Below are 24,020 nucleotides of genomic sequence, written 5' to 3' on the forward strand. Positions count from 1 at the left end.
TTTTAAGGATTATTCTCATCAAACTCATAGAAGTATTGATTCCCAAGCTGGTCTTCAAAGATTACGTTGTAAAACAGATTATATTTTACGGGTTTTTGATAGCGGATTTCCCCTGCTCCCGTAGCGAGATTGTAGGTTTGGCTGTCGAGCAACTCTCCGTTTGGACCGTTTAGGATTTCTAGGCCTACTTTTAACGGTTGGGTGGCTTCTGTTGTCAGAACCATTTCCTGATTAAACCCAGAGCCGTCTGTTGTAAAATTGACGCTTTGGTCTAAAAGCCATTCAGGCTGATCCATAGAAATTTTCCCTTCGACTGATGTTTCATTACCAACAGTGTTTATTGCTTTTATTTTATAGTAATAGGAGGATCCATCTGTAAATAACGAATTTCCTTTATCATCATAACCGTCCCATGAAAAACTGTTCTTGCCAGCCGCTCTTGGAGCATTAGTTAAAAGTGTTCTGATTTTTCGGTTGCTGCTGTCAAAGACTTCTATTGTAATATTGGCAGGTTCTGAAAGGCTGTAATGAACTTCACAGATTCCATTCTCGAATTTATGCAGCTGAACAGTTTTGGCAATCCCTATAACTGTTCTTCCTAAAGCTACTGTAAGATTTCCTTTAAAAAATCCAATTTGACTGTATTTGTCAGCTGCCATGATTTGATATTGATATACACCATCCGACAAGAGGTTCGAGGATAAGTCAAGGTTGAACGTATTTATGCCCTTCCCTTTTTCCAGCGCCTGTTGAATCGTTTTTACCATTTGCCCATTTTGATAAACTTCAATTGTAACCTTTGCAGGCTTTGAAAGGCTGTAGGTATAAGAAGCAGAACCAACGTTTCTGTATTCAATGGTTGCCGGTGCTCCAATTATCGGCTTCCTCCAATCCATAAGTTTCACCCAAGGACTTTTTATCAAGGTTTTATTACCTGCCAGATCCTTTATTTCCAATAAATATTGGTAGTTTCCTTCAGGAACAGGCTGTTTATCATTATTGGTTCCGTCCCAGTTAAACGAGAAGGCGACTGGTTTATGATACAAATTAGCACCCAGGCTTTTCAATTTGTTCCCTTTTCCATCAATTACATAGGCACTTACATAAGTATCTTCATTTGCTGCTGCTACCAAGCTGTTCCAGCTCGCTCCTGAAGACTTGAATATCGATGATAATAATTTAAGGTTTGCTTTAGGCTTAGCCGTATCAAGTTTTATAGGAAGGTTTTTTCCGGGTGACTTTCGTTTATATGAATCCACTGACGATATAGCCAGCCGATAATTACCATCTCCCATACGCACACCATTGCTATTTTTTCCGTCCCAAAAAAGGGCTCCTTTTCCCCCGTATAAGTAATGGGTGGAAAGGATTTTGCGTACAAGCTTATTATTTTTGTCATAAATATTAGCTGTTACGTATTGATCCTTATTTGCATTTATAACAATTTCAGCTTTTGAGCTTGCTGCCGGCGAGAAACTAATGAAAGCAGCTGCTGTAATGGAAGGAGTTATTTGGTCTGTGACCAGAACAGGAACCGATTGATAAATTGTCTGTATTCCATTGGTAGCTCTTACCACAAATTTATATGTTCCGGCTGGGGCATAAGCTCCGTTGTCTTTTTTTCCTTCCCATGAAGCGGTCATATTTACACCGTTTGATTTTTTATTCAGCAGCGATTTTACTATTTTCCCTTTAGAATCCTGAATATAGAGGGAAACATTTGTACCGGATCCAGAGGTAAAGGATAAGACAGTTTTATTTGTACCGTTCATCATCAATTTGGCCGAAGACAGCGAAACATTTGAAACTGGTCCCATGGTCATTTGCAGGGCTTTTAACACATCTATTCGGCCTGCTCCATAATACTGATCCCACCCCTTCGTACCCAAGTCTAATGCCGATCGCTTTAACGTATCGATAACTTGTGCAGGTGAAAGCGATGGGTTTTTTGATAAAATAAGTGCCGCTGCTCCCGAAACAACAGGTGCTGCCATCGATGTCCCACTCATCCACTGATAAGAGCTTCCAGAAATGGTTGAATAGATTGATTCCCCAGGAGCAGAAAGGTCAATATAATTTCCAAAATTGGAGAAAGAAGTAATTTTATCATTTGAATCAGTAGCACTTACTCCTGTTACGGTTTTGAACGAAGCCGGATAAGTATCCCTGCTGGTGCTTTCATTGCCGGCTGCAGCAATGACGAGCACGCCTTTGCTGGCAGCATATTGCACTGCATTGTCGAGAGCATAGCTGTAGTCTGGGCTGCCAAGACTTAAATTAATTATATTTGCATGGTGGTTAACAGCATAGTAAATGCCATTTACTATATCATAAACATTGGCATATTCTCCCTGAAAAACATTTACAGGCATGATTTTCACATTTGGGGCAATTCCGGCCACACCAGTATTATTGATAGAAGCTGCAATTATCCCTGCAACGTGTGTTCCATGCTCTGATGGTGAAAAAGTGGTCTTTCCTGTTAGGATATCGATTGGGCTTACAATTTTGCCTGCGAGATCGGGGTGATTGACCTGAACCCCACGGTCAACAACCGCCACTATTATACCTGCGCTTCCTCTCGTCTGGTCCCAGGCAGCAGGCATACCGATTTTATTTAAATACCATTGATTTTTAAAGCCTGAATCGGTAGGTGTAAAAGTATTTTCCATATTCACATTAGGCTCAACATACTGGACTTCCTTATAACCAAGCAGTCGGTCTGCTAATCTTTTCAAATCCTTACCTTTGGAAACCTTTACGAGTGAAAAATCTCCCGTTTTCTGAGTAGAGACCTCGTCTCCTTTTATCTGATTTAAAATTTCATTTTTTTTCTCTACAGAAATATCCTTTTTAAATTTAATTATCAATTGGTTGCTTTTAATGTTCTTGTCTTTATCAAACAGCTCAGAGGTGCTATTTTTGGGGACAAGTGGAACCACTTTTAGTCCTTTTGCGGAAACATTAGAAACAATAGACAAGGTGCAAAATACGGCAATTATAAATGAAAATAACTGTTTCACTGCTTCTCTTCCTCTCGGAACTGCTTAATTTATTGAACTTTCTCTGCTTGCAGGAGATAAACGGTTCGTCCTGCTAGATTGATCGAGTACCAATTTCCGTTTCTTTGAATATAGTTAATTTTTTGCCCTTTTAAGAGAGTAGCAATAGCACCGGCCGCAGCATCCATTTGCAAGTAAACCTTTGTGTCCTCTGAAAGATTTATAAGGTTAGCGGCAATTGTGTATCCAGCTGGATTGGTGACATTTGCATCATATACTGGTAAAACATTCGCTTTAGGAACGTATGCAGTTGAATTACCGTGCTGAATCTCCTGATAGCTTGCAGATTCTTTTAATCTTATAAAAGTTGCTCCTTTAGCAATTACTGCTATTTGCAGGCCGGTTGACTTGCTAATCACAGGTGTATTTTCCTTATTTATTTGGAAATACTTGATTGACGGAGTGAACTGCAGGTCCGCTTTTGATTTCTCTATATAAGCAAAACGGTCACCGAAAGATACTTTATAATAGTTGCCTGCTATTGAATCAAAAACTAGAGTTTTACTGACGGTTATGCTTGCGATTGGTCTTTTTGAAGAGGCGTCAGAATAGACCGGGGTAATTGGATGAACAATAATTTGTCCCCGTTCAGATACCCTCCCCTTAAAAAATGAACCGCCAACTGGCCGATTGTACGAGTCGATTCCTCTTTTTGAAACAAGTGCTTTATTACCGCCAAAATCCATTTCATACCAGACGCCTTTATCCGTACTGATTTTAAAGTTCTCACCTTTGACGATTCTTCCGACCTTTACTGTTTTACCGCCCACAAGCTGGATCAGATCCTGGTCTGATTTAGCTGCTATGTACTGGGCGGTACTTTTTTGCTTATGGTATTTGTATACGATAGCTGCCAGGTCGGCAATCACCTTTTGGGATTTTGCATAGCTTAACTTGTTCGTCATGACTGCAAGTATGTATGGTTTTTGTCATATACAATTCCAACATCATGAGAAATCCCGGACTCAGGAATCATGCCTACCTTATGAGCAACTTCTACTCCTCGTGTGCCCGTTAGAATAGTAGTGTTATAGATTGTATGTTTTAAATAGTTGATAAGCTCTTTACCCAGCGGGCTTCTTTGTGAAAAATTATATAGGTAGTCCCAGTAGGCAACCATATCGCTCGCGGACGTGGTGTTGACTCCGTTTGTATAGGTATACTTCCCGCCAAGCTTTCTCATGTAGTTAATGAAGTTTTGCTTGCCAACTCTTTCGCGCAGCATGACAAAACCGATATTATCGCTATAAGTAACCGTTATTCGAACCAAATCACGGATGGTATATTGAGTTCCAACCTTTGCTTTTTGAATGATACCGCTGCCGCCATTATAATGGTAGCGCTTGTAGGTTAATTTTTCATTAAGATTGAGTTTGCCCTGACTTGCTAGCTCCATTACCTGCAGTACCAGAGGAAGCTTAATGGTGCTTGCCGCTCTTACCATTCCAGCTGTGTTGTAAGTTTGTATTCATCCCCATTTGATAAATCACTGTATTGGAGACGAATATCACCACCTGATTTTTTAATATAACTGTTAAGATCTCTTGAGAGATTTTGTGAAAATTGCTGATAAGCAGTTGGAGTTGTAGCCGCTTTAGCTTTTGGTGGATACTGATATAGCGATAGAATTATACTAATGGACATTAAAACAACTAAAAGTTTCTTCATCATGCTGCTGTTTACCCCTTATTCAACTAAAATTGTTTATTTTTCATAGAGCTCGATTGGCAAACCATCTGGGTCAGCGAAAAAAGTGCATTTGTTTTGGGTGTATGGATCAATTCTAATAGGCTCTGGCTCAATTCCATTTGAGATTAAAAATTTAATATTCTCTTCGATTTCTTCTGTTTCAAAAGCCAAATGACGGAGACCTGCCGCTTCAGGATAACTGACTCTTTCCGGAGGAGAATCAAAAGAAAACAATTCAATTATGTATTTGCCATTTAAAGCGAGATCAAGCTTATAGGATTTGCGTTCCTCCCTGAATACCTCTCTGATGGGCGTTAGACCCAATATTCTGGTATAAAAGTCCTTTGAACGTTCATAGTTTGAACAAATAATTGCGATATGGTGAATTCCCGAAAACTTCAATGCTGTACTCCCTTCCATCCTGTTCAAAATGCTGTTTTATATCCCATAGATTAACATATTTCCAACTATTATTCTCTCATAATTTATAGGTCTATTTTCGCTTTTTTACATACTTTTTATCGTCTGAAAATGGCAATAAATTTACCAAAAACCCATTATATGACCAATTTTTCTATTTTGTGTATAAATTTCCCTTTCAGTATGATAGAATATTTTCAGATAATGAAAGAGAAAACGGAGTGATGGGGAAAAATGAAGAAAAAAGTCATGACGACTTTCGCGACCGCAGCAATCCTTTCTGCCGTTTATGCCGGAAGTGCCTCGGCAAATACGTATTCTGTTCAAAAAGGCGATTACCTTGGAATGATTGCAAAAAAATATAACACTACTGTCCTGGAATTAAAAAAGTTAAATCACCTTTCATCAGACCTGATTTATGTCACCCAAATACTCAATATACCCTCTACAACCACATCCAATAATACTGCTGCAAACTTTAAAACTTTAACTGTAGCATCACAGCCAGCTTCTGTTACCTATTATGCAGTAAAAGGCGATTGTCTAACAAAAATCGCCAATAAATATGGTGTTACATTAGGGGAGTTAAAACTTTGGAATAACTTAAAATCAGATAAGATTGCTATTGGGCAGTCTTTTAAAATTATTACTAAAACTGCTATTACTATAAAGGGACCGGTACCAGCAACGAAGGCTCCGGCTAAGGCTCCTGCGGCATCAACAGCGAAGGCTCCGGCCCCAACAACAAAAGTTCCATCGGTCCCTGCTAATGCTTCAAAAACACCGGCTCCGCCTTCAACCGGTAATACTGCCGCTCAATACATAGTTAAAGCTGGGGATACTCTCAGCAAGATAAGTACTCTCGTTGGGATGACTGTTGACGAAATTAAAAAAGCAAACAACCTAAGCACGGATCGTATATACATAGGTCAAAAATTAAATGTAGCAAAGACACCGGCAGGCCTTGCAACTCCAGAAGGCGGAACAGCAGGCACCGTACCAGCAGGACAGGCACCGACACCGACGCCTGCTTCAACAACTGATTTATCAGCATCCGTTGTAATGACTGCCAAACAAGTATTAGGGATACCTTATGTTTGGGGCGGCAGTTCAATTGGCGGATTTGATTGCAGCGGTTTTATCTACTATGTATTCAATAAAGCAGGTAAATCGATCACTCGTACGTCAGCTGACGGCTATTTCAACCGTTCGTACTACGTAAATAATCCTAAACCGGGCGATCTTGTGTTTTTTGAAAATACATATAAAAAAGGCATCTCCCACATGGGGATCTACCTTGGCGGAAATCAATTTATTCATGCCAGCGATAATGGGGTAGCGATCACTAACTTAAATAACTCCTATTACAAAAGCCATTTGGATAGTTTTAAAAGATTTTATTAATACAAAGAAAGATGTTCTAATAATTAGAGCATCTTTTTCTATTGTTAATAAAAAATGCACCCCCCGGGATGGAAGGTGCCTCAACTACTATATCAATACCAATTCCTTATCAACCTCTTCAACATGATTACTCTGTTTTATCATTTCAATAAATGGTTCGACAAACTGTGGATCAAATTGTTTTCCGGAGCAATTCCGCAGCTCTGCAATTGCTTCGCTGAAGGTCTTCGTTTTTTGATAAGGCCGCTCTGTTGTCATCGCGTCGAACGAATCAATAACGCATAGAATCCTTGACAGCTTAGGAATTGTTTTACCTTTCAGACCATAAGGATACCCATTTCCGTCATAACGCTCATGATGGAGCTCTACTAATGGGATTAAATCTTCAAGCTTCTTATTGGTTGAAATAATTTCTTTTCCCCAAGTTACGTGCTTTTTCATCATTTCCCATTCATGAGGGTCCAGCTTGCCCTTTTTATTGATAATATCCCTCGGAATTTCCAGTTTCCCAATGTCATGGATGATTGCTCCAAGAATTAATGTTTTTCGTTCGTGCTCGCTTAATGTCAGTTTCTTAGAAAAGTCAACTGCATATTGGTAGACTCTTTTACTATGACGATATGTATACACATCTTTTGAAAGGAAAATTTTAAGTTGCAACTCCAGCTCTTCAAGATCTTTTTCTATAGATAGAGACTTTTGCACAGTGTATTCAGAGTATTCATTATAAATATGAACAAGGTTTTTTCCCTGGTCCTTAGCTGCATACATAGCCTGATCAGCATGATTCAAAAGCTCTGAAATGCTATAGGTTTCTTTTTTGCATTCAGCAACCCCCGCTGAAAAGGACAGGCAGCCGTACGGAAGACCTTCTACTCCTTTAAAGTAGGTGTCATTTGCTTTTTTGCGCAGTTCATTCATAAAAGCAAAGGCGTCTTGTCGGTCTGTATTTGGTAAGACAATAGAAAACTCTTCACCGCCATATCGTGCTACGATATAGCCTTTTGCTTGTGTTTCCGCTTTGAGGAGAGCGCCGAATTCCTTTAGCAGCTGATCTCCATCAATATGGCCGAAAAGGTCATTGAATTTTTTAAAATCATCAATATCGAGCATTGCTACAGTCAGTGGAAGATCGTTCTCTTTGGCAAGGTTCATCTCTTCTGTAAGAAGTTCCTTAAAGTATCCATGATTATTCAGGTCAGTTAAAAAATCTTTGTTGGCTTTTTCCGATATTTCTTTAAATAACTTGAAATGCTGATTAAATGCCAGAGATAAAAGAAAAGATATAACATTAAATAGAAAAAGCCCAAATAATGCATGACTTCCAATTAAGATACCTAGAACTAAAGATAATAAAAGGGTACTGCTATAGGAGGTAGCACTCTCCTTAATCATGCCCCACAACACATATTTTGGGCTATCAACCCCAGATAAAAGGAAGTATGTACCTATTAAAAGAACGTTCGTAAAAAAATAAAAGATAAATGAAATGGTATAAGGAAAAAGACTTTTTACATTTATGGTACCCAGTTCCCCACCCAGTAATATAAACAAGTAATAGGCACCCACAGTTAATAAGGTATAGAGGGCAAAATTAAAAACATGCTTCCACCATACGATATTCCGCTGAGTAAATAAGTAGATTGCAGCATAAATAAATAACACATCCAACGTTAATCCCAGCTTGTATAAAAATAGGCTTGCCAGAATAATAGAGGAATCCATTGAAAGGGAATTTCCTTTTGGAGGTATTGGAATCAGATAATAATTCAGTAAGAGGATTGAACCAGTAAGAGAGAAAATAATAACCCACTCAAATAGCGTATGATGAGCAAGCTTATTAAAAAATATGAAAGCAGTTATCCCTAAAATTGATACTCCAAGCAAATACCTTTTGGAGGAGGTCTTTATAAATTCCATTTTTATCACTCACTATAAGAATTTAAGGAGAAGTTCTTTAACTTCTCCTTAAGATTGATTATATTAATTTGTAACCAGAAGTTAAAGCAATAATTATAGAACCGATAATGATAGCATTGTAAAGGATAGAAGTTAATTTGATACCATTTTTTTGCTCGTTTTTCATTTTGCTTCACCTCCTTTAAGGGAAAGGGATTTTCTCGTGTTATTATTTTCATTCCGCCTGCCAACCATTATATTTTGGATGAATAAAAAAACTCCTATGTTCATCACAACATCACCAATGCTGATTATCTGAGTTCGCGGATAAGGTTTTGATAATGGTATAATGTCTCCTAAAAATTTTAGATGTGCTGATTCTGTCATAAGCTGGTGTTTAGCGTAATGCCCGTTTTTGAGGTACTGAATGTATTCCGGGCTAAGGACTGTTGCGGCTTCACCAGAAACTGGCATCCTTCCCCCATTTACTATCATTACTAGGAAATTTAGAAAAACTCCTATGAAAATGACCGTAAAACCCTCTTTTTTCCGATTGGCCATTAGAAATATTAGTCCAACAACATAAACAAGCATATAAATCGCTCCGCTAGTCTGTCCCAGTAATTTACTATCATTTTGAAATAGGAATACCAGAAGTTCGATTGCCAGAAGCAACGGGAACATCCATCCCCACTTAAACTTTAACGTAGCAAAAGAGCGTAAACTTCCTTTTCTAAAAAAGCCTATGATTATTGAGAAAATAATCCCGTCAAAAACCATATACCAACCACCAAACATTAGGTAATTTTCTTGAGTTAAATTATGTAATTTGTTCTTGTACTATTTATTTCGTCTATTTTTTTAAAAGTTTAATAGGCTTGCCTAAAAAATAATAAAATTTTAAAAATTATTAATTATTACTAAAAAGTCTTCTTCGAGGCTGTTCTCCCATCTTTATGTATAAGTGTCCTTCCGAGCATCGGAATAGCTTAATTCAGAAAAGTGATAATGGAGTACGGATTTCCTTCATATAAATTAATGGCATTTTTGTAATCCATCTGTTCATTTTATAGAACAATTCTATTATTAAATAGAACAAAAATAAAGAAAATGCTCTTGATAAAGAACAACAAAACTCGATTTTAAGAGACAAATTAATCTTCTCAAATCTTGTATTTTTCTCCTACTTAGATGAAAAAGCCAGGAATGTGTAGAAACAAGTCAAAAAATTGAGAATAGTTAACATGAAACATTTTCCATTTTTGTGCGTCTTATAGATAATTAGGACAAAGGGGGATTAAAAATGAAGATTAGAATACTTTTAATAACGCTGCCCATGCTTTTCGGTTTATTGGTTCAGCCACACAATAGTGAGGCTGCTGTCCAGAAAAGCCAATTATTATTAATTAATAAAAAGGTTAACCAGGTTGCGTTCTTTGAAAATGGGAAGTTGATCAAAACTTATCCCGTTGGAACAGGCAAAACTTCTAAATTAACACCTGAGGGTTCCTTTTTTATTAGGGAAAAGATTGTAAACCGCCCTTACTACAAACTAAAAATCAAAGGCGGAGATCCGAGGAATCCTCTTGGGGACAGATGGATGGGTTTAAGCGCCAATGAGCATGGTTCATATCCGTATGGTATACATGGAACGAATAATGAGCGTTCAATTGGCAAATATGTCTCCGGTGGCTGTATCCGGATGCATAATAAAGATGTCCGGGAGCTTTTTAGCAGAGTTCAAAAAGGTACTAAGGTTGTTATTACTACTTCCAGAAGTTCTTTCGCAGTAATTGCTTCGCCATATATAAAAAAAACAGTTGCTCGTAAATAGAACATAAAAAGACTCACTCTCCGCATTGGAGAATGAGGCTTTTTTTAATATTCATCATTTGTTCGTCGGTCCGTATATCTTCCCAACAATCACTGTTACTTTCTCACTTTTATTACCAGCATCATCATAAGAATAGAGAGTTACATATGTGTTTTGCTTAATGAATTCACTAAGTTTAGCGGTAAAAATACCCTTTTCATCTGTTACTACATTCATGTTTAATTTCTTACCGTCTGTAATAACAACATGAGAACCAGCTTCTGCTTTACCTGTGATCACCATATCCTTATGAGTGATTGGATCAACATCTGGTACTTGCGGAGGAGTAACGTCTTTTACAGTTACAGTTGTTGCCGCACTTTCATTGTTACCTTTGTCTGTAGCTGTAACTGCTAGGACAGTTCCTGCTTTTGGTTTATCAATGCTAATTTCAAAGGTACCATTCTCTGATGCTGTTCCAGTTGCAATAACTGTACTATCAACTTTAATTTTTACTGTTGCACCTGCTTCAGTAGTGCCTTTTACAGATGTAGACTGATCAGTCACTTCATCAACCTTTGGAGCATCAGGTGCTACATTATCAAGTGTGATTCTTCCTTCAATTTGTGCAGAAATTGGAGCAATTTGTTTTTTGATATAGCTTATTAATGCATCCAGATCGGTCATCTGAGTTACCCGGTTTGTACCACTTTTCAGGATGGTGAATCCATCACCACCGTCAGCCATAAAGTTATTGACTGTTACAGAGTAAACTGCATTCGGATCAATTTTCTGCCCGTTTGGAAGATAAATATCCAATACCTTTTGACCGATTGGCAAATTATCAGACCAGGTATACTTCAAGCCGGAAATTTGCATAATCTTAGCATAAGACGTTGGCGACCATTGTTGGTTAAGTAGTGTTCTTACTTGATCACCTGTAATTTTCATCGTTACGATATCGTTTCCAAATGGCTGGATGGCAAACAGGTCTCCCCATTTGATGTCGCCTGCAGCTTTAATTTCATCACGGACTCCGCCAACATTCATGAATGCAAAGTCAGTTCCAGTTGCATCGCGCATTCCATCGGCAATCAGGTTACCCATTGGAGATTCACCAGCAGCATTTGTTGTACGAGTGATTGGAGCTGCTACCTGGCCAACTACCTGTTCTGTAATTGGAGCAATATCTGCCTTATAGCCATCAAGCTCTGCTTTAATTTTTGCATCAGCCGTAATGCTGTCCTGGAAAGTACTAGCTACTTCTGCCTTTTTGGACACAATATCCTGTGTGATTGGGTCAATTGTTAAATCAACATCAGAAAATGCTGTTCCATAAGAATAAGATTGAACTAGCAGTTTTCCATTAACTGTTGAGTTAAGGTATTTATGGTCATGAGCACCGTAGATAACGTCAACTTTGTCATTAATATTCCGTGCCATATCCACTACTTTACCTGTTGGGTTACTGCCATCGGTTGCAGAAGTTCCAGGGTCATGTGCAAGAACTACAATAGCTTTAACTCCCTTGCTATCCAGTTCATCTGCATATTTGTTAATTGCTTCTTTTTCATCTGTGAAACTTACTCCTGCCACACCACTCGGAGTTACAATACTTGGTGTTTCTGTTGTTACAACACCAATAAAGCCAATTTTAACTCCGTTTACCTCTTTAATAGCATATGGAGGTAGTAACAGTTTTCCGGTGCTGTCTTCTACAACGTTAGCAGCAACGACAGGGAAATCTGTCCCCTTGTAATCTCCATACTTTTTATTATATTCATCCGTTTTCGGATTGCTTCCCCCATAAATCATCCGTTTAAGCTCTGTAACGCCTTCATCAAACTCATGATTTCCAAGTGTACCTACATCGAAGCCCAGTTCATTGATAAAGCGGACAGTAGGCTCATCTTGAAGCAATGCAGATACCGGACGACTTGCACCAATCAGGTCTCCTGCTTCTACCATTAAGGTATTAGTTGGATTTGTTGCTTCTCTTTGTTTTAAATAAGAAGCTAAATATTCAATACCGCCAATTAGTCTTCCGCCAACCTTTGTTGAATAGTCCAACTGTCCATGAAAGTCGTTAATACCTAATAATTGAACATATACATTTTGGTCTAAAGTGTATTGCTCAAAAATACCATCTGATAATATTCCAGCATCTTTTACATTTGGAGTTGAAGACAGAACATCTTTTGCTGCAGGCGTTGATTTGAATGTTAAGGTTTTTGCTGCTCCGTTAATCGGTGCGATTTTCCAGTTGTTATCCGCAGATGGATTAACTACTTTTTGAGATTTAATATAATCCATCAAAATCTGACGGTTTTCATATGGGGAATCAACAACAACCTCGGCATTTCCACCTTTTGTTCCTGGGAAGTTCCCACCACCAGAAGCACGGTAGTTATTCGTTGCAACAATGAATTTTTGATTAGGGTCAATAGGATTTCCATTCACGTCTGTAAATTTAATGATGCGGTGAGCATCAGCATTTTTCACATCACCAGTTAAATAGTTATATCTTGCTGGCTGGGTAACATCAATTTGATATTTTACTCCATCAATAACGTCAAAGTTATATGGCTGGAATCCATAATCTATTAATTCTTGTGCATTAGAATTATTAGGATCAATTTGATTGAACTGTGAAGCAGACATTTCAAGCCATTCTTTTACCTGTGCACCTGTTAGTTCAACTGCTTTAAGTGTATTATTGTACAAATAAAGGTCATTGGCACTCTTTATTGAAAGATCACCTTTTGCGATATTTGTATAATCACCTGCTCCCTGGCGGCCAGCTTTGAAAGGCGCACCTGCAGATATGACAGGTATATCTTTTAGATCAGGACGATTAGTTGAAATCCAATTCTTTACGTAGTCCGTTTGTGCATTATTGACGATTTGGATTGTTGGGTCATCCATTACACGGGAAAAATAAGAGTTCATTGGAGCTGTTGTTTCTCCAATTTTCCCACGAACATAAGCAAGTGTTCCTTCATGCTCTGTTTTTACAGCATCAACGATTGCAGAGTCTGTAGGTGTTGTTGTAGTAACAGGACGGTCTACGGACTTAGAGTTTGTTTTATCAACTGTCCATTTGCCATCAGCGTTTTTAACAAGAGCAAGATCCATAACGCCAAGGTTGTTTCCCCAATAACCAGCTTCTACTGCCGGTGTGCCGTTGATTGTTCCTTGGGTGTTATTCAATCCTGGAAGGTCAGGATTGTTTAAATTACTGCCTTGGTGAAACTCTTTTCCACCTGGGAAATTATAATGCGCGTGTCCAAAAAGAAGGGCATCAATGCCATCTACCTTACTTAATGAGAAGACTGCATTTTCTGCATCCTGCTGCCCGTCATTTGTAACGTCACAACCGGAGTGGGCGATAGCTACAATAACCTGAGCCCCGTCCTCTTTCATCTTTTGTACATATTTATTTGCCGTTTGGACTATATCTTTTACTATAACTTTGCCTTGAAGATTATCTTTATCCCATTGAAGGATTTGTGGTGGTGCAAAACCGATAACTCCTACCTTAACGGTTGAAGTATTTCCACTATCATCTGTAATTTGTTTATCTAAAATTTGATAAGGAGTAAAATAGTTTTTATCGTTTGTTGGGTCGCTATCGTGATCATCAACATAAATATTTGCGTTCACTATAGGATAAGGGGCATTTTTTAATGCGGTATTAAGAAAACCTAACCCATAGTTGAATTCATGGTTTCCAACTATACCAGCATCATAGTTTAATAGTTTCATAGCTTTAAACATTGGATGAGTATCGTTTTCCGTAATTGGTTTTACTTTTGCTACATAATCAGCCATTGGATTGCCTTGAAGTAAATCCCCGGCATCAAAGAGCATGGAATTTGCTTTTTCAGATCTTGCTTGCTGAATAAGTGTGGCTGTTTTCGATAAACCATAGTTTATGCCTTTATCAGTATCCTGATAATAATCATAAGCCATTACGTTATCGTGAAGATCTGTCGTCTCCAGGATTCGAAGCGTTGCAGTGTTTTCACCTGCAGCGGATGCTTTCTTAGCGTTGTATGGGACAAGAGGTGAGGCAATCGTACTAAACAGCAGTGCTGTTGCAGTGATTTTGCTAAACTTACCGAAATTCTTTTTTTTCATTCGGTTTAACACTCATCCTTTCAAATTGGATTCTTGCTTTTTGCCCCAAATCTTTTTTCAGAGATATGTATTCTCCCATACTCAATGATTAATAGAGCATTTCGGTGAAATCACCTCTATCATTATATATTTCTAAATTATTAGTAATAAAGGTAATTTTCCGAGATTTCAATTTTTGAATCTTTAGAACCACTCCTTTAACACTAAAAACTAGTATTATTCTCCCCCTTCTTGAAAGTCATCCTAATTTTACGATAAGCGTATTACTAATACTGTCGAATAAAGTTAATGATAGGTAAAAGTAACGTAAAGTTATCTACTATTTCTTTCATTTTTCTACAAGATAAAAGCACCATCCCTGTGGGATGATGCTAAGTGACTAAATGGTATTAAAGCTTTATAAAGTAGCTTTCCAGACCTTTACGTATACCAACAGCTGTATTCTGCCGGAATGAAGGACTTTTTAGTAAAGCTTCTTCAGTTGGATTTGAAATAAAGGCAGTCTCTACCAGAATACTAGGAAGTTCATTCATTCTATTTACGTAATAATCTTGTTCTTTAATTCCCCTGTCGTAGGTTTTAACAGTTCCAATAAGGTTCTTTTGAACATTACTTGCAAGGGTAATACTCTTTGGTCCATTAAAATTCAGTGTTGAATTATAGTAGGTTGTTGTCCCCTTTGATTCCGTTGTAAAAGAGTCAGCATGGATACACACAAAGGCATCATAATCAGATTTATTAGAGATGGCTGTCCTCTCGGATAACTCAAGGAAAATATCTGTGCTTCTTGTTAATGTCACAATAGCTCCTGCTTTTTGCAGCTCTTTTTGAAGTGCAAGCGATATGGCCAGAGTGGCATCCTTTTCCCGGTATCCAGTTGGACCGATTGCCCCAGTATCCTTGCCGCCATGTCCGGCGTCAATAATAATCTTTTTTCCTAAAAGCCCTGTTGGAATGACCTTCAATGAAACCTTGTTGCTGTAGTTACGCAGTGTAAAGGTATAACCAGGTTCAAATGTTATGACCACAGATTTTTCAGTGGAGCTTGCTTGAACCGTTTTGATTTCTTTTATTCCCTTTACCTTTACAGCTGGGAGCTGAACAGCGGTAAATCCCTGCTTTAGAGTCAGCTGATTAGCAGAAGTAGTATATTTAAAACTAAAATTGGTAAGCTTTGTCCAATTCAAATATGTATCTTTTCCAGAGCTAACTATCTGTGGCGATGTTATGCTTTTTGCTGCAACAGGAGCTGGTGTTGGTTTGACTGCAGTTGGCGCGGGTGTTATTGTTACATATTTAGATAGTACCCAGCCGCTTTTACCGGAAAATTTTATATTAAACCAGGTCTCGCCCTTGCTGTTTTTGTTAGTTGATACGACTTCAACCTTTTGAGCCTTTGAAACCGTTGTGAGAACTGAATACGTTGTGCCAGGACCCTTTCTGACATATAAGGATGTAGCATTAATAACTCCATTTTGCACTGGAGTAGGGGTAGCTGGTTTTGCCGGTACCGCTGGAACTGCTGGTTTTGCTGGAACTGCTGGTTTTGCTGGAACTGCCGGTTTTGCTGGAACTGCCGGTTTTGCTGGAACTGCCGGTTTTGCTGGAACTGCCGGTTTTGCTGGAACTGTCGGTTTTGCTGGCGCTACAGTTTTTGTTACATATTTTGATAATGCCCAGCCTGATTTGCCAGAGAATTTAACATTAAACCAGATTTCACCCTTACTATTTTTGCTGCTTGATGCAATTTCAACTTTTTGCCCTTTCGATACTGTTGTAGTGACTGAGTAGGTTGTGCTAGGGCCCTTACGGATATTTAATGATGAAGCGTTGATTACACCGCTTTGGGTTAGAGCCTGCGCTGCCGGTTTTGGAGGAGTGGTAACTGCAGTACTAACAAAAGATCTGGAGACATAGTTTGATATAATCCAGCCGCTTTTACCGGAAAAGCGGATGCTATACCATGTTTCTCCCCTGCTGTTTTTTGTACTTCCTGAAATTTCTATCCTTTGCCCTTTTGATAGTTTGTTTACTATGGGATAGTTTGTGCCAGCCCCTTTTCGGATGTTTACACCGTAGGCATTGACCGTAGCAGTTTGAGCTGCCGCCTGAACGGTAATATTTTTCGGTGCCAAATCGGCATCAGTTAGGACAGGAAACAGAGTGGCTGTAACCAACATAGATGAAACAATAAACTTTTTCACACTTTCCCTCCGTTGACTTTAATTTCTATTCCAAGAAAATTTATAGAAATAGAGTATATTGTTCTTATCGGCAGCTTTTGATTTATTTTTACATTTTATTGGATAAATTTATAATTTTATAAGCTAATATAAAATTATCATAATAGGGAAACTTTCGGGGATTTAATACAAATTAAAAGGATAGAAGGAAATTGCCTTCTATCCTTTTATCTATTAGATTATCATTATACTTTTTAATTCATATTTTATATTTTCAATCATTTCTTGAAGAGTGATGTCCTGCTCGTTAACGCCTTTTTCATAGGCTTTTTTAATAATTTCTGAGTAGTCAGGCTGTCCTGCCTTATCTCCTGATGATTTCGTGTTCACTTCCACGTCTCCTTTCTTGATATCCTATCTAGTCTATTCTAGTTAGTTATAGACCAATTGTAAATATATTCCTAACAATAGTTTGTAAATATTTTGTGACTAACTAACTTGATTTTATTTGAAGATAGTAGTCTTTAAGTTACCCGTGTCCATTTAATTCAAAACCATATATTATTTTATGTTTTTAGGCATTGAAGGTGTGGGTTTCTAAATACGGAATTGCCGCTGTTTAATAAAAAAACCTGCAGGTTATTAATCTGCAGGTAAAAAACCTAATCATCTTCTACTTTATTCAGAATCAACTCACATATTCTGTGGGATTCCAGTGCCTCTGTTGCCGATATCTTTGGCGATGTATGATTTCTTATTGATGCTATAAAGTCAGCTACCATTTGTTCAAATCCACGTTTAGACAAGGTTGTCTCCCAATCTCCAAAACGGATTTCTGTTTCCTCAAACCCCTTTGAGATTACAACTTTAGAAAGATTATAAGCGCTTCTCTTTTCCAGTGGGCTCATAACCTCTGCCATTTCTAAGTTTGTACCACTCTCCCTGTTCATAATACCGATTGCTGTGCCTTTATCAGAAGTAAACTGAACCACTATATGGGATAGCAGATTATTATTCTTTGTGATGCTTACCTTTAAATCTTCTATAGGATAAGGAAACAAATATCTCATCGTATCGACCACATGGATAAAATCATCAAAAACAACGTTCCTTATTTCTTTTGGATTGGAGATGCGGTTCTTCTGGACGATGATCATATTGGAATCTGAGATTTCCTTTAATTGATTGTAGGCGGGGGTATACCTTCTATTAAAGCCTGCCATTAAAATCAAATTGCGCTCCTCGGCTAATTCCACCAGTCTTTTAGTACTCATGTAATCATTTGTGATCGGCTTGTCGACAAATACATGGATATTATTTTTCAAGAGCTTATCAATAATTTCTTCATGCGTTACTGTCGATGAATGTACGAATACTCCGTTAATCCCTGCATTTATGAGGGAGTCAAGACTTGTATGAAGGTGTAAAAAACGGTATTGACCTCCGACTTCTAAGAGTTTTTCCTGATTGGGTGTATAGAGATGAAATTCCACATTCTTAGTTTGGCTGTATACAGGCAAATAAGCCTTTTGCGCAATATTTCCAAGACCAACAATACCTATCTTCAACATTTTTTTACTCCTTTATTGCCGATTTAAAAGTTGGAAACTTCCTGTGTTTCGTTTTCCATCTTTTTATTTGTTTTAATTCTTTCCAGTATTTTTAATACAATATAAACTCCAAACAGAACTGCCGCAAATACAAAATCCGCCGAATCGAAATAATACCATGAAACAGTTGTAATTATGTCATACAAAGCATGAACAACTACAAGCAGCCAAAGATTTTTCGTCCAGAGAAGCAGCAAACCAAGCAGAAGTCCCATATCCGTAAACGTGATCACAGAGCCGATTGTGACTGGCCAGCTCTGTTCCGTATCAAGAGAATGTCCTGCTCCAAAAAAGAAGGAACTAATGAATAGAGCTAACATTAGAAATATATCTCTTGGTCCAGTTTTCCACTTTCGTCGAAATACCTTTTTAAGTATTAATAGAAAGATAATCATATACGAGAGACGGTAAACCTCTTCAAGCCCTGCTAGAACATTTGAATAAAAATCATACCCGGCCGTATCAAACCACTGAAATACAGGCGACACGTCTCCTTCGCTGGATAAGTTTGCATCCCCACCATAAGTAAAGGTTGCTATTTCCTTGCTGGTGTCCACATAGTGGCTATAGTTATTGTTAAAATCCTGAAATACGGTAGAAGTAAAAATATTAATTAACATACTGCCGATATAAAAAACTACATATACCTTTGAAAATTGAAGAATATGCTGTTTTTTTGTTAGACGTTGAAGTTTTCCGCCATGCAGTCTAGGTGCAAGCTTCCAGCCAATAAAAAACGAACTTACCATAATGGCCTCGTAAAGTGCACTAAACAAAAAGCTGTATCGGCTTAAAAAAAGAACTATTTCAGATCCGACAGTTATAGCCAACATGGCAATCAAAAGCTTTTTTGATAACGGCTGTGTTAAATCTTTTATAATCAAAAGTGTTAGTCCCCCTAATTTCGGTCTCCCGTCTCCTACCTGTTCAACAGATATACTGCAGCGATTCCAATTCCGTTAATGGTGAGCAAAAACAGCAGGCAGGCTACAACCCATTTTCCTATTCTTGTCATGCTTTTTCCCCTTTGATCATTTTCTCTATTATAATGGATAAAATGGAATCTGCCTTACAATAAATTTATATGTCGAGGTACATATTATGGAAATGCTAAAAATTTTTAATGATGTTCGCAAAGAAATTGGAGTAGCCAGCAGGGATGAGGTTCATAGGCTGGGTTACTGGCATGAAACCTTCCATTGCTGGATTGTCAGCCCAGGAGCAGAATATATCTATTTACAGCTTAGGAGTAAGACAAAAAAGGATTATCCAAACCTCCTGGACATTACCGCTGCAGGGCACCTCTTGGCGGATGAAACAGCCGAGGATGGAGTCAGAGAGATTAAAGAGGAACTTGGTATAGACGTTCCCTTTGAAAAGCTCATCCCGCTCGGTATTATTGGTTACAGTATGATTCAGGGTGACTTGATTGATAAAGAGTTTGCTAATGTGTTTCTCTATGAAGCGGAAATAGATTGGGACGATTTTGTTTTACAGGAAGAGGAAGTAGCCGGGATCGTAAGAGTTAAATTTGAGGATTTCTGTGATTTTTGGATGGGGGAAGCGGAATGGATCCGAATTGAAGGATTTAAAACTGTCAGCGGTAATAGGTTTGCAGTTGATAGAGTTGTCAGCAAAGACTGCTTCGTGCCACATGATCAAAATTATTTTGAAAAGATAATAGCATCCATACAACTTCTCTATAATTAATTACTTCAAATGATTATTCTATGTTTCTCATTCCGGAGCTTGTAACATCAAGCTCCGTATTTTATTGCACTAACAGGGCGTAAGTAATCTTATTAACCTAATATACAGAATAAATATTAAATAATCCTTGTACTATGTGAAATGTATGTGGCACTCATACGACTAATTGTATGAGCATAAAAAACCGGAGGGGAAATGGAGTTGGCCAGCTGATGATTAGCAATAAAATTTCGGAGTGGTTCTACTTGTATAACAAAGATATATACCATTTTTTAGTTTATTATATCGGTTCAAGTGATGTGGAAGATCTGGTACAGGAAGTTTTTATCCGAGCAATTAAGGGCTTTGATACTTTTCAGGAAAAATCAAGTCCTAAAACCTGGCTTTTTTCGATTGCACGTAATGTGGGGATAGATGAAATAAGAAAAAGTAAGCGTTTAAGGATGAAACAAATGATTAAGTTCTGGAATGAAGAAACGGATAAGGAAACGCCGGAGAAAATTCTCCAACTAAATGAAAATAACAGGTTGCTTTATGACTCAATCCAATCCTTAAAAGCAAATTATCGAGATGTGGTCATCCTTAGAGGGATTAAAGAACTCTCTGTATCTGAAACAGCATCAATACTAAATTGGAATGAAAATAAAGTTCGTATTACCTATCATCGTGCGTTAAAGGCACTACAAAAAAGTATAGGAGGATTTTCTCTATGAAAAATAAATTTCATGATTTAGAGAGAAAAATTCGATCATTACCGGAACCTGATTATGATAAAAAGTTTTCTAAAGAAACACAGAATACCATCCATGAAAACCTATTACAACTTGCAAGTTCATTTGATAAGAAGAAAAAGAGGAGTGGCAGATTAATGAAAAGGATTTCTATTGGTCTAGCAAGTCTTGCTGCCTTCGTGTTATTCGCAGTTCTTACTATTCCTTTCATTGGGGATAAGCCTTCAAGTACCGGGTCAAATAAACAGGGGCACCAAAATAACAAAGTTACTACAATAGACAAAAACAAAGGAAAAAATGATAAAGATGCGAATAATCAAACCAAAACTGATAATAAATTAACAAAAAATATTCTTTATGAAAATACAGAATATGGATTTTCCTTTACGTTACCAAAAAGTTGGGAGGGTTACAAAGTTTTAACGGATTCTTGGGATGGTATTTCTTCGGACCAACAAAACAAATTAATTGAACATGGTAAAATTCTTTCAATTAGACACCCTGATTGGACGGAGGAAAAACCGAGACAAGATATCCCGATTATGATTTTTACTCTCAATCAATGGTCCTCACTTAGTAAGGGGGAATTTCATATTGGCGCAGCTCCTGTCGGTCCAACAATGCTGGGACAAAATAATGAATATGTTTTCGCGCTTCCAGCTAGATACAACTTTGCATTTCCAGAGGGTTATCAAGAGGTAGAAAACATTTTAGAAAACCAACCCCTTCAACCTAAAAATATAGGAAGTGACCAAAAATAATATGTAAACAAACGTCTAACAAAAATGGAACAGGTTTTTTTTGAAGTGAATTTCTTAAAAAACTTTAGGCTATGTCTAATTCTAATTGATAAAAAGTCATAATGAAGAAAACTCGCCATTTTGGGGCGAGTTTTACTTTTTTATAAACCTATAGAAAAGTGCAAGCTTTTAGTTCCCTTTAATATGAAGCAGCTTTTGACGGAGCTCTTCCTCCATCACAGCAAGATCGTTTTCTGCCTGGCGTCTTTTAGAGCGGCCTTCCTCCTGGATTCTTAAAGTTTCCTCCAGAGTGGAAATCAGGCTTTCCTGTGTTTTCTTCAATGTTTCAATATCGACAAGTCCTCGCTCATTTTCACGAGCCGTTTCAATGGTATTTGTTTTCAGCATTTCAGCATTTTTCAGCAGGAGATCATTTGTTGTTTTCGATACCTGCTTTTGTGCTTTCATGGCATGGCGCTGGCGAATAAGTGTCAATGCAATGGCGACCTGGTTTTTCCATAGAGGTATCGCTGTCATAATCGAAGACTGGATTTTTTCCACGAGTACCTGATTTGTGTTTTGAATCAGGCGTATTTGCGGTGCGCTCTGAATTGTAATTTCCCTGCTAAGCTTCAGGTCATACAATCGCTTGTCGAGACGATCAGCAAACTGCACCATATCATTAACTTCCTGGAATTTCATCTGGTCCTGTGAGGTTTCTGCTTCCTTTTTTAATTGAGGAATGGTTTTTTCATAGAGTTCCTCAAGCTTCAGTTCCCCTGCCGCTATATAAATATTTAATGCATGGAAATATTCCTTGTTGTGTTCATAAAGGTTTTCCAGCATTGAGATATCGGACAATAGGGCATTTTTGCTGCGATCTAGCTTTACACTGATCCGTTCGATCTGAGCACCTGTTTTCTGGTACTTTGATAGAACCTCCTGAATAGAGTCCGATATTTTCCCAAACATTCTTGCCAGAAAAGACGGCTTTTCTGATCTAAGCTCATCAGGGTTCATTTCATTCAGCCTTTTCATCAGGTCGCTGATGATTTCCCCTATTTCCCCCACATCCTGTTTTTGAACGTGTTCCAGCATGGTGTGGGAAAAGGAAAGGAGCTTACCTTGGGCCTGGGTTCCGTAGGTAATAATCGCCTGGTGATTTTTTGGGTCAATTTGCTCCGCAAGCTGGTAGGCCTTGGCTTTGTTTTCTTCAGGAATAACGTCAATTAATCTTGTTGGCTTTGAAGCTTGGGGCTTCGTTGCTTCTTTAAAAATATCTATATTACCAAAAGGATCGGCTAACATATCGTCCATCAAGTTTTTTGGTTCGTTCATTATTTTAACCTCCTGGTTTCATCAGGTTTTATCGAAAGCTTGGCAACATCCATTTCATAATTTAAATGTTCAATATCAGCCGAGATCACCTGATATAAGTCATTCTCGATGACTGTCTTCATTTCCTCCAGAAGATGTCGGGTGTCATTAAGTGATTGGCCAAGCTCTCTGTTTTTTGTCGGCTGCCCAGATAGGAAGTTAAATTTCTCTGTTAGTTCAAGCACCGTGTCAAGATGTGAAAAATAAAAGGTTTGGGCTTCATAAAAACGCTTCGGTTCCCTCTTGGTCATGCTATATATTTTTCGGACCATCCTTAAAATGTCGATCCTGTCTTTTAATGACGTAATTTGCTTGATTGAAAACAGTGTCTTGTTCAGCCGGCTGATTTTTTGTTTAGCTTCATCAAGGTTCTTTTTTATATACCTATATTCTCTTCTTGTCAGACCGTGCTTTTTTAGGAATCGGCGTTTCATTACGGCTGAAACGAGAAGCCAAATCATAGCACCACTTGCCAACGCTATTCCTGAAGACAGCAGGAAGGTTTTATCAAAAGCAAAAAAGCTAATAAGCCACACAATAAAGGCTGTTGGCAGTGTAATAAACGTTCTTACTAGGAACGATAAAAACGGGTTCATTGAACATCGACTCCTGAAAAAATTTCCTTATTACATACGAGGAATTTAAAAATTTCGTTTCATCCCAATTTAAAGATATTCCTCTAACTTCCATTTTACTGCAGTTGGTTTGGATTTTCTACAGACCTAGATAGTAACAGACACTAAGACTTGAGGCGTATTTTCCCCATCAAAAAAGCGCCTCCTCGAAGAGATGCGCCTCAAAATTATTCTTTATATATCTAACCTGTAATTCTCTCTTATTACGCCCGTGCAGAAATATAAAACACATTCTAATGACCAAATTATATATGCAAAGCCCCATGTCATGAACAAAGCTTTGGAATTTCCGGGGAATACAATAAGATCCCAAATAGTAGCAGATATTACAACAAGACACATCAGTGCAGCGTTTCTAACAATCCATGCCATGTTAACACCCCTTTAAGGTTTCAATAATTATAGTATTCCCATGCAGGTAAACGATAAACTAGTCCTAACATATCATATCTCAAAGTTCATTAAGTAGTTGTCGCTATTTCTACTTTGCTAATAATAAAATACCGACAGTTTACTTGATTTTTAGGTATATATTGATAATTAACAACAAAAGGAAAATCCCCGTTTGCAAAACCAAGCCGGCTTTGTTTGTGTTAAAAATGCAGTA

General features: G+C 37.9%; 20 protein-coding genes. 5 read left to right on the forward strand and 15 right to left on the reverse strand.

Annotated elements, in window-relative coordinates; translation table 11 throughout:
• Window positions 1-2: 2 nt before the first annotated feature.
• The 5 genes from G8761_RS05270 to gloA2 are packed head-to-tail and all read right to left on the reverse strand — an operon-like array spanning window position 3 to window position 5,153.
• The gene (locus G8761_RS05270; protein WP_166024392.1) at window positions 3-3,023 is read right to left on the reverse strand and encodes a S8 family serine peptidase; all 3,021 of its coding nucleotides are present in this window, start codon (window positions 3,021-3,023) and stop codon (window positions 3-5) included.
• 29 nt (window positions 3,024-3,052) lie between these two features.
• Complete coding sequence (locus G8761_RS05275) at window positions 3,053-3,967, reverse strand: hypothetical protein (protein ID WP_166024394.1); 915 nt, start codon at window positions 3,965-3,967, stop codon at window positions 3,053-3,055.
• A complete protein-coding gene (locus G8761_RS05280) occupies window positions 3,964-4,506 on the reverse strand; it encodes a serine hydrolase (RefSeq protein ID WP_166024396.1) in 543 nt (180 codons plus the stop codon). The genes G8761_RS05275 and G8761_RS05280 overlap by 4 nt, the downstream gene beginning before the upstream one ends.
• Window positions 4,500-4,733 (reverse strand): hypothetical protein, encoded by a 234-nt coding sequence (locus G8761_RS05285; protein ID WP_166024398.1) that lies wholly within the window; start codon window positions 4,731-4,733, stop codon window positions 4,500-4,502. Before G8761_RS05285 ends, G8761_RS05280 begins: the two co-directional genes overlap by 7 nt.
• A 33-nt stretch (window positions 4,734-4,766) precedes the next feature.
• Window positions 4,767-5,153 (reverse strand): SMU1112c/YaeR family gloxylase I-like metalloprotein, encoded by a 387-nt coding sequence (gene gloA2, locus G8761_RS05290; protein WP_243449897.1) that lies wholly within the window; start codon window positions 5,151-5,153, stop codon window positions 4,767-4,769.
• Window positions 5,154-5,405: 252 nt separating this feature from the next.
• Between gloA2 and G8761_RS05295 the strand changes: the two genes are divergently transcribed.
• On the forward strand, window positions 5,406-6,575 hold the full coding sequence (locus G8761_RS05295; protein WP_166024401.1) for a C40 family peptidase: 1,170 nt from the start codon (window positions 5,406-5,408) through the stop codon (window positions 6,573-6,575).
• Between the two features lie 87 nt (window positions 6,576-6,662).
• On the opposite strand, the gene G8761_RS05300 is transcribed toward G8761_RS05295, so the two are convergent.
• Both G8761_RS05300 and G8761_RS05305 read right to left on the reverse strand, forming a co-directional pair.
• Entirely contained in the window at window positions 6,663-8,495 is a 1,833-nt protein-coding gene (locus tag G8761_RS05300) for a bifunctional diguanylate cyclase/phosphohydrolase (RefSeq protein WP_166024403.1), read from the reverse strand.
• Between the two features lie 162 nt (window positions 8,496-8,657).
• The gene (locus tag G8761_RS05305) at window positions 8,658-9,254 is read right to left on the reverse strand and encodes a DUF5317 domain-containing protein (RefSeq protein WP_166024405.1); all 597 of its coding nucleotides are present in this window, start codon (window positions 9,252-9,254) and stop codon (window positions 8,658-8,660) included.
• 523 nt (window positions 9,255-9,777) lie between these two features.
• Between G8761_RS05305 and G8761_RS05310 the strand changes: the two genes are divergently transcribed.
• Window positions 9,778-10,308, forward strand: a complete 531-nt coding sequence (locus G8761_RS05310; RefSeq protein ID WP_166024407.1) for a L,D-transpeptidase — start codon at window positions 9,778-9,780, stop codon at window positions 10,306-10,308.
• 54 nt (window positions 10,309-10,362) lie between these two features.
• On the opposite strand, the gene G8761_RS05315 is transcribed toward G8761_RS05310, so the two are convergent.
• The 5 genes from G8761_RS05315 to G8761_RS05345 all read right to left on the reverse strand — a co-directional run bounded on the left by G8761_RS05315 (window position 10,363) and on the right by G8761_RS05345 (window position 19,104).
• Window positions 10,363-14,427: a bifunctional 2',3'-cyclic-nucleotide 2'-phosphodiesterase/3'-nucleotidase gene (locus G8761_RS05315; protein WP_166024409.1), complete on the reverse strand. Its 4,065-nt coding sequence runs from the start codon at window positions 14,425-14,427 to the stop codon at window positions 10,363-10,365.
• A gap of 389 nt (window positions 14,428-14,816) precedes the next feature.
• The gene (locus tag G8761_RS26800) at window positions 14,817-16,631 is read right to left on the reverse strand and encodes an N-acetylmuramoyl-L-alanine amidase (protein WP_207789104.1); all 1,815 of its coding nucleotides are present in this window, start codon (window positions 16,629-16,631) and stop codon (window positions 14,817-14,819) included.
• Between the two features lie 213 nt (window positions 16,632-16,844).
• Window positions 16,845-17,000, reverse strand: coding sequence for a YwzD family small protein (locus G8761_RS05335; RefSeq protein WP_166024411.1), 156 nt, complete (start codon window positions 16,998-17,000; stop codon window positions 16,845-16,847).
• A gap of 272 nt (window positions 17,001-17,272) precedes the next feature.
• Window positions 17,273-18,181, reverse strand: coding sequence for a Gfo/Idh/MocA family protein (locus tag G8761_RS05340; RefSeq protein ID WP_166024413.1), 909 nt, complete (start codon window positions 18,179-18,181; stop codon window positions 17,273-17,275).
• Window positions 18,182-18,204: 23 nt separating this feature from the next.
• Complete coding sequence (locus G8761_RS05345) at window positions 18,205-19,104, reverse strand: CPBP family glutamic-type intramembrane protease (protein ID WP_166024415.1); 900 nt, start codon at window positions 19,102-19,104, stop codon at window positions 18,205-18,207.
• Between the two features lie 217 nt (window positions 19,105-19,321).
• Here G8761_RS05345 and G8761_RS05350 point away from each other — a divergent pair, with 217 nt between their 5' ends.
• From G8761_RS05350 to G8761_RS05360, 3 genes are all read left to right on the forward strand, one after another.
• A complete protein-coding gene (locus tag G8761_RS05350) occupies window positions 19,322-19,930 on the forward strand; it encodes an NUDIX hydrolase (protein ID WP_166024417.1) in 609 nt (202 codons plus the stop codon).
• Window positions 19,931-20,175: 245 nt separating this feature from the next.
• A complete protein-coding gene (locus G8761_RS05355) occupies window positions 20,176-20,643 on the forward strand; it encodes an RNA polymerase sigma factor (RefSeq protein WP_420800229.1) in 468 nt (155 codons plus the stop codon).
• Window positions 20,640-21,422, forward strand: coding sequence for a hypothetical protein (locus G8761_RS05360; RefSeq protein WP_166024421.1), 783 nt, complete (start codon window positions 20,640-20,642; stop codon window positions 21,420-21,422). The genes G8761_RS05355 and G8761_RS05360 overlap by 4 nt, the downstream gene beginning before the upstream one ends.
• A gap of 168 nt (window positions 21,423-21,590) precedes the next feature.
• Here the strand turns inward: G8761_RS05360 and G8761_RS05365 are convergent, their stop codons facing one another.
• The 3 genes from G8761_RS05365 to G8761_RS05375 form a co-directional block, all read right to left on the reverse strand.
• On the reverse strand, window positions 21,591-22,739 hold the full coding sequence (locus G8761_RS05365; protein ID WP_166024423.1) for a toxic anion resistance protein: 1,149 nt from the start codon (window positions 22,737-22,739) through the stop codon (window positions 21,591-21,593).
• On the reverse strand, window positions 22,739-23,374 hold the full coding sequence (locus G8761_RS05370; protein WP_166024425.1) for a 5-bromo-4-chloroindolyl phosphate hydrolysis family protein: 636 nt from the start codon (window positions 23,372-23,374) through the stop codon (window positions 22,739-22,741). Before G8761_RS05370 ends, G8761_RS05365 begins: the two co-directional genes overlap by 1 nt.
• Window positions 23,375-23,587: 213 nt before the next feature.
• Entirely contained in the window at window positions 23,588-23,785 is a 198-nt protein-coding gene (locus G8761_RS05375) for a hypothetical protein (protein ID WP_166024427.1), read from the reverse strand.
• Between the last annotated feature and the right edge of the window lie 235 nt (window positions 23,786-24,020).

The sequence above is a fragment of the Neobacillus terrae genome (genome assembly GCF_011393025.1).
GTDB classification, from domain to species: domain Bacteria; phylum Bacillota; class Bacilli; order Bacillales; family Cytobacillaceae; genus Neobacillus_A; species Neobacillus_A terrae.

What these genes read in the sequence shown, in the direction of transcription:
- G8761_RS05315 (WP_166024409.1), bottom strand. Translation starts at nt 14,427, where the DNA reads ATGAAAAAAAAGAATTTCGGTAAGTTTAGCAAAATCACTGCAACAGCA.
- G8761_RS05280 (WP_166024396.1), bottom strand. Translation starts at nt 4,506, where the DNA reads ATGGTAAGAGCGGCAAGCACCATTAAGCTTCCTCTGGTACTGCAGGTA.
- G8761_RS05285 (WP_166024398.1), bottom strand. Translation starts at nt 4,733, where the DNA reads ATGATGAAGAAACTTTTAGTTGTTTTAATGTCCATTAGTATAATTCTA.
- G8761_RS05275 (WP_166024394.1), bottom strand. Translation starts at nt 3,967, where the DNA reads ATGACGAACAAGTTAAGCTATGCAAAATCCCAAAAGGTGATTGCCGAC.
- G8761_RS05300 (WP_166024403.1), bottom strand. Translation starts at nt 8,495, where the DNA reads ATGGAATTTATAAAGACCTCCTCCAAAAGGTATTTGCTTGGAGTATCA.
- G8761_RS05310 (WP_166024407.1), top strand. Translation starts at nt 9,778, where the DNA reads ATGAAGATTAGAATACTTTTAATAACGCTGCCCATGCTTTTCGGTTTA.
- G8761_RS05350 (WP_166024417.1), top strand. Translation starts at nt 19,322, where the DNA reads ATGGAAATGCTAAAAATTTTTAATGATGTTCGCAAAGAAATTGGAGTA.
- G8761_RS05295 (WP_166024401.1), top strand. Translation starts at nt 5,406, where the DNA reads ATGAAGAAAAAAGTCATGACGACTTTCGCGACCGCAGCAATCCTTTCT.
- G8761_RS05370 (WP_166024425.1), bottom strand. Translation starts at nt 23,374, where the DNA reads ATGAACCCGTTTTTATCGTTCCTAGTAAGAACGTTTATTACACTGCCA.
- G8761_RS05365 (WP_166024423.1), bottom strand. Translation starts at nt 22,739, where the DNA reads ATGAACGAACCAAAAAACTTGATGGACGATATGTTAGCCGATCCTTTT.
- G8761_RS05305 (WP_166024405.1), bottom strand. Translation starts at nt 9,254, where the DNA reads ATGGTTTTTGACGGGATTATTTTCTCAATAATCATAGGCTTTTTTAGA.
- G8761_RS05360 (WP_166024421.1), top strand. Translation starts at nt 20,640, where the DNA reads ATGAAAAATAAATTTCATGATTTAGAGAGAAAAATTCGATCATTACCG.
- G8761_RS05375 (WP_166024427.1), bottom strand. Translation starts at nt 23,785, where the DNA reads ATGGCATGGATTGTTAGAAACGCTGCACTGATGTGTCTTGTTGTAATA.
- G8761_RS05340 (WP_166024413.1), bottom strand. Translation starts at nt 18,181, where the DNA reads ATGTTGAAGATAGGTATTGTTGGTCTTGGAAATATTGCGCAAAAGGCT.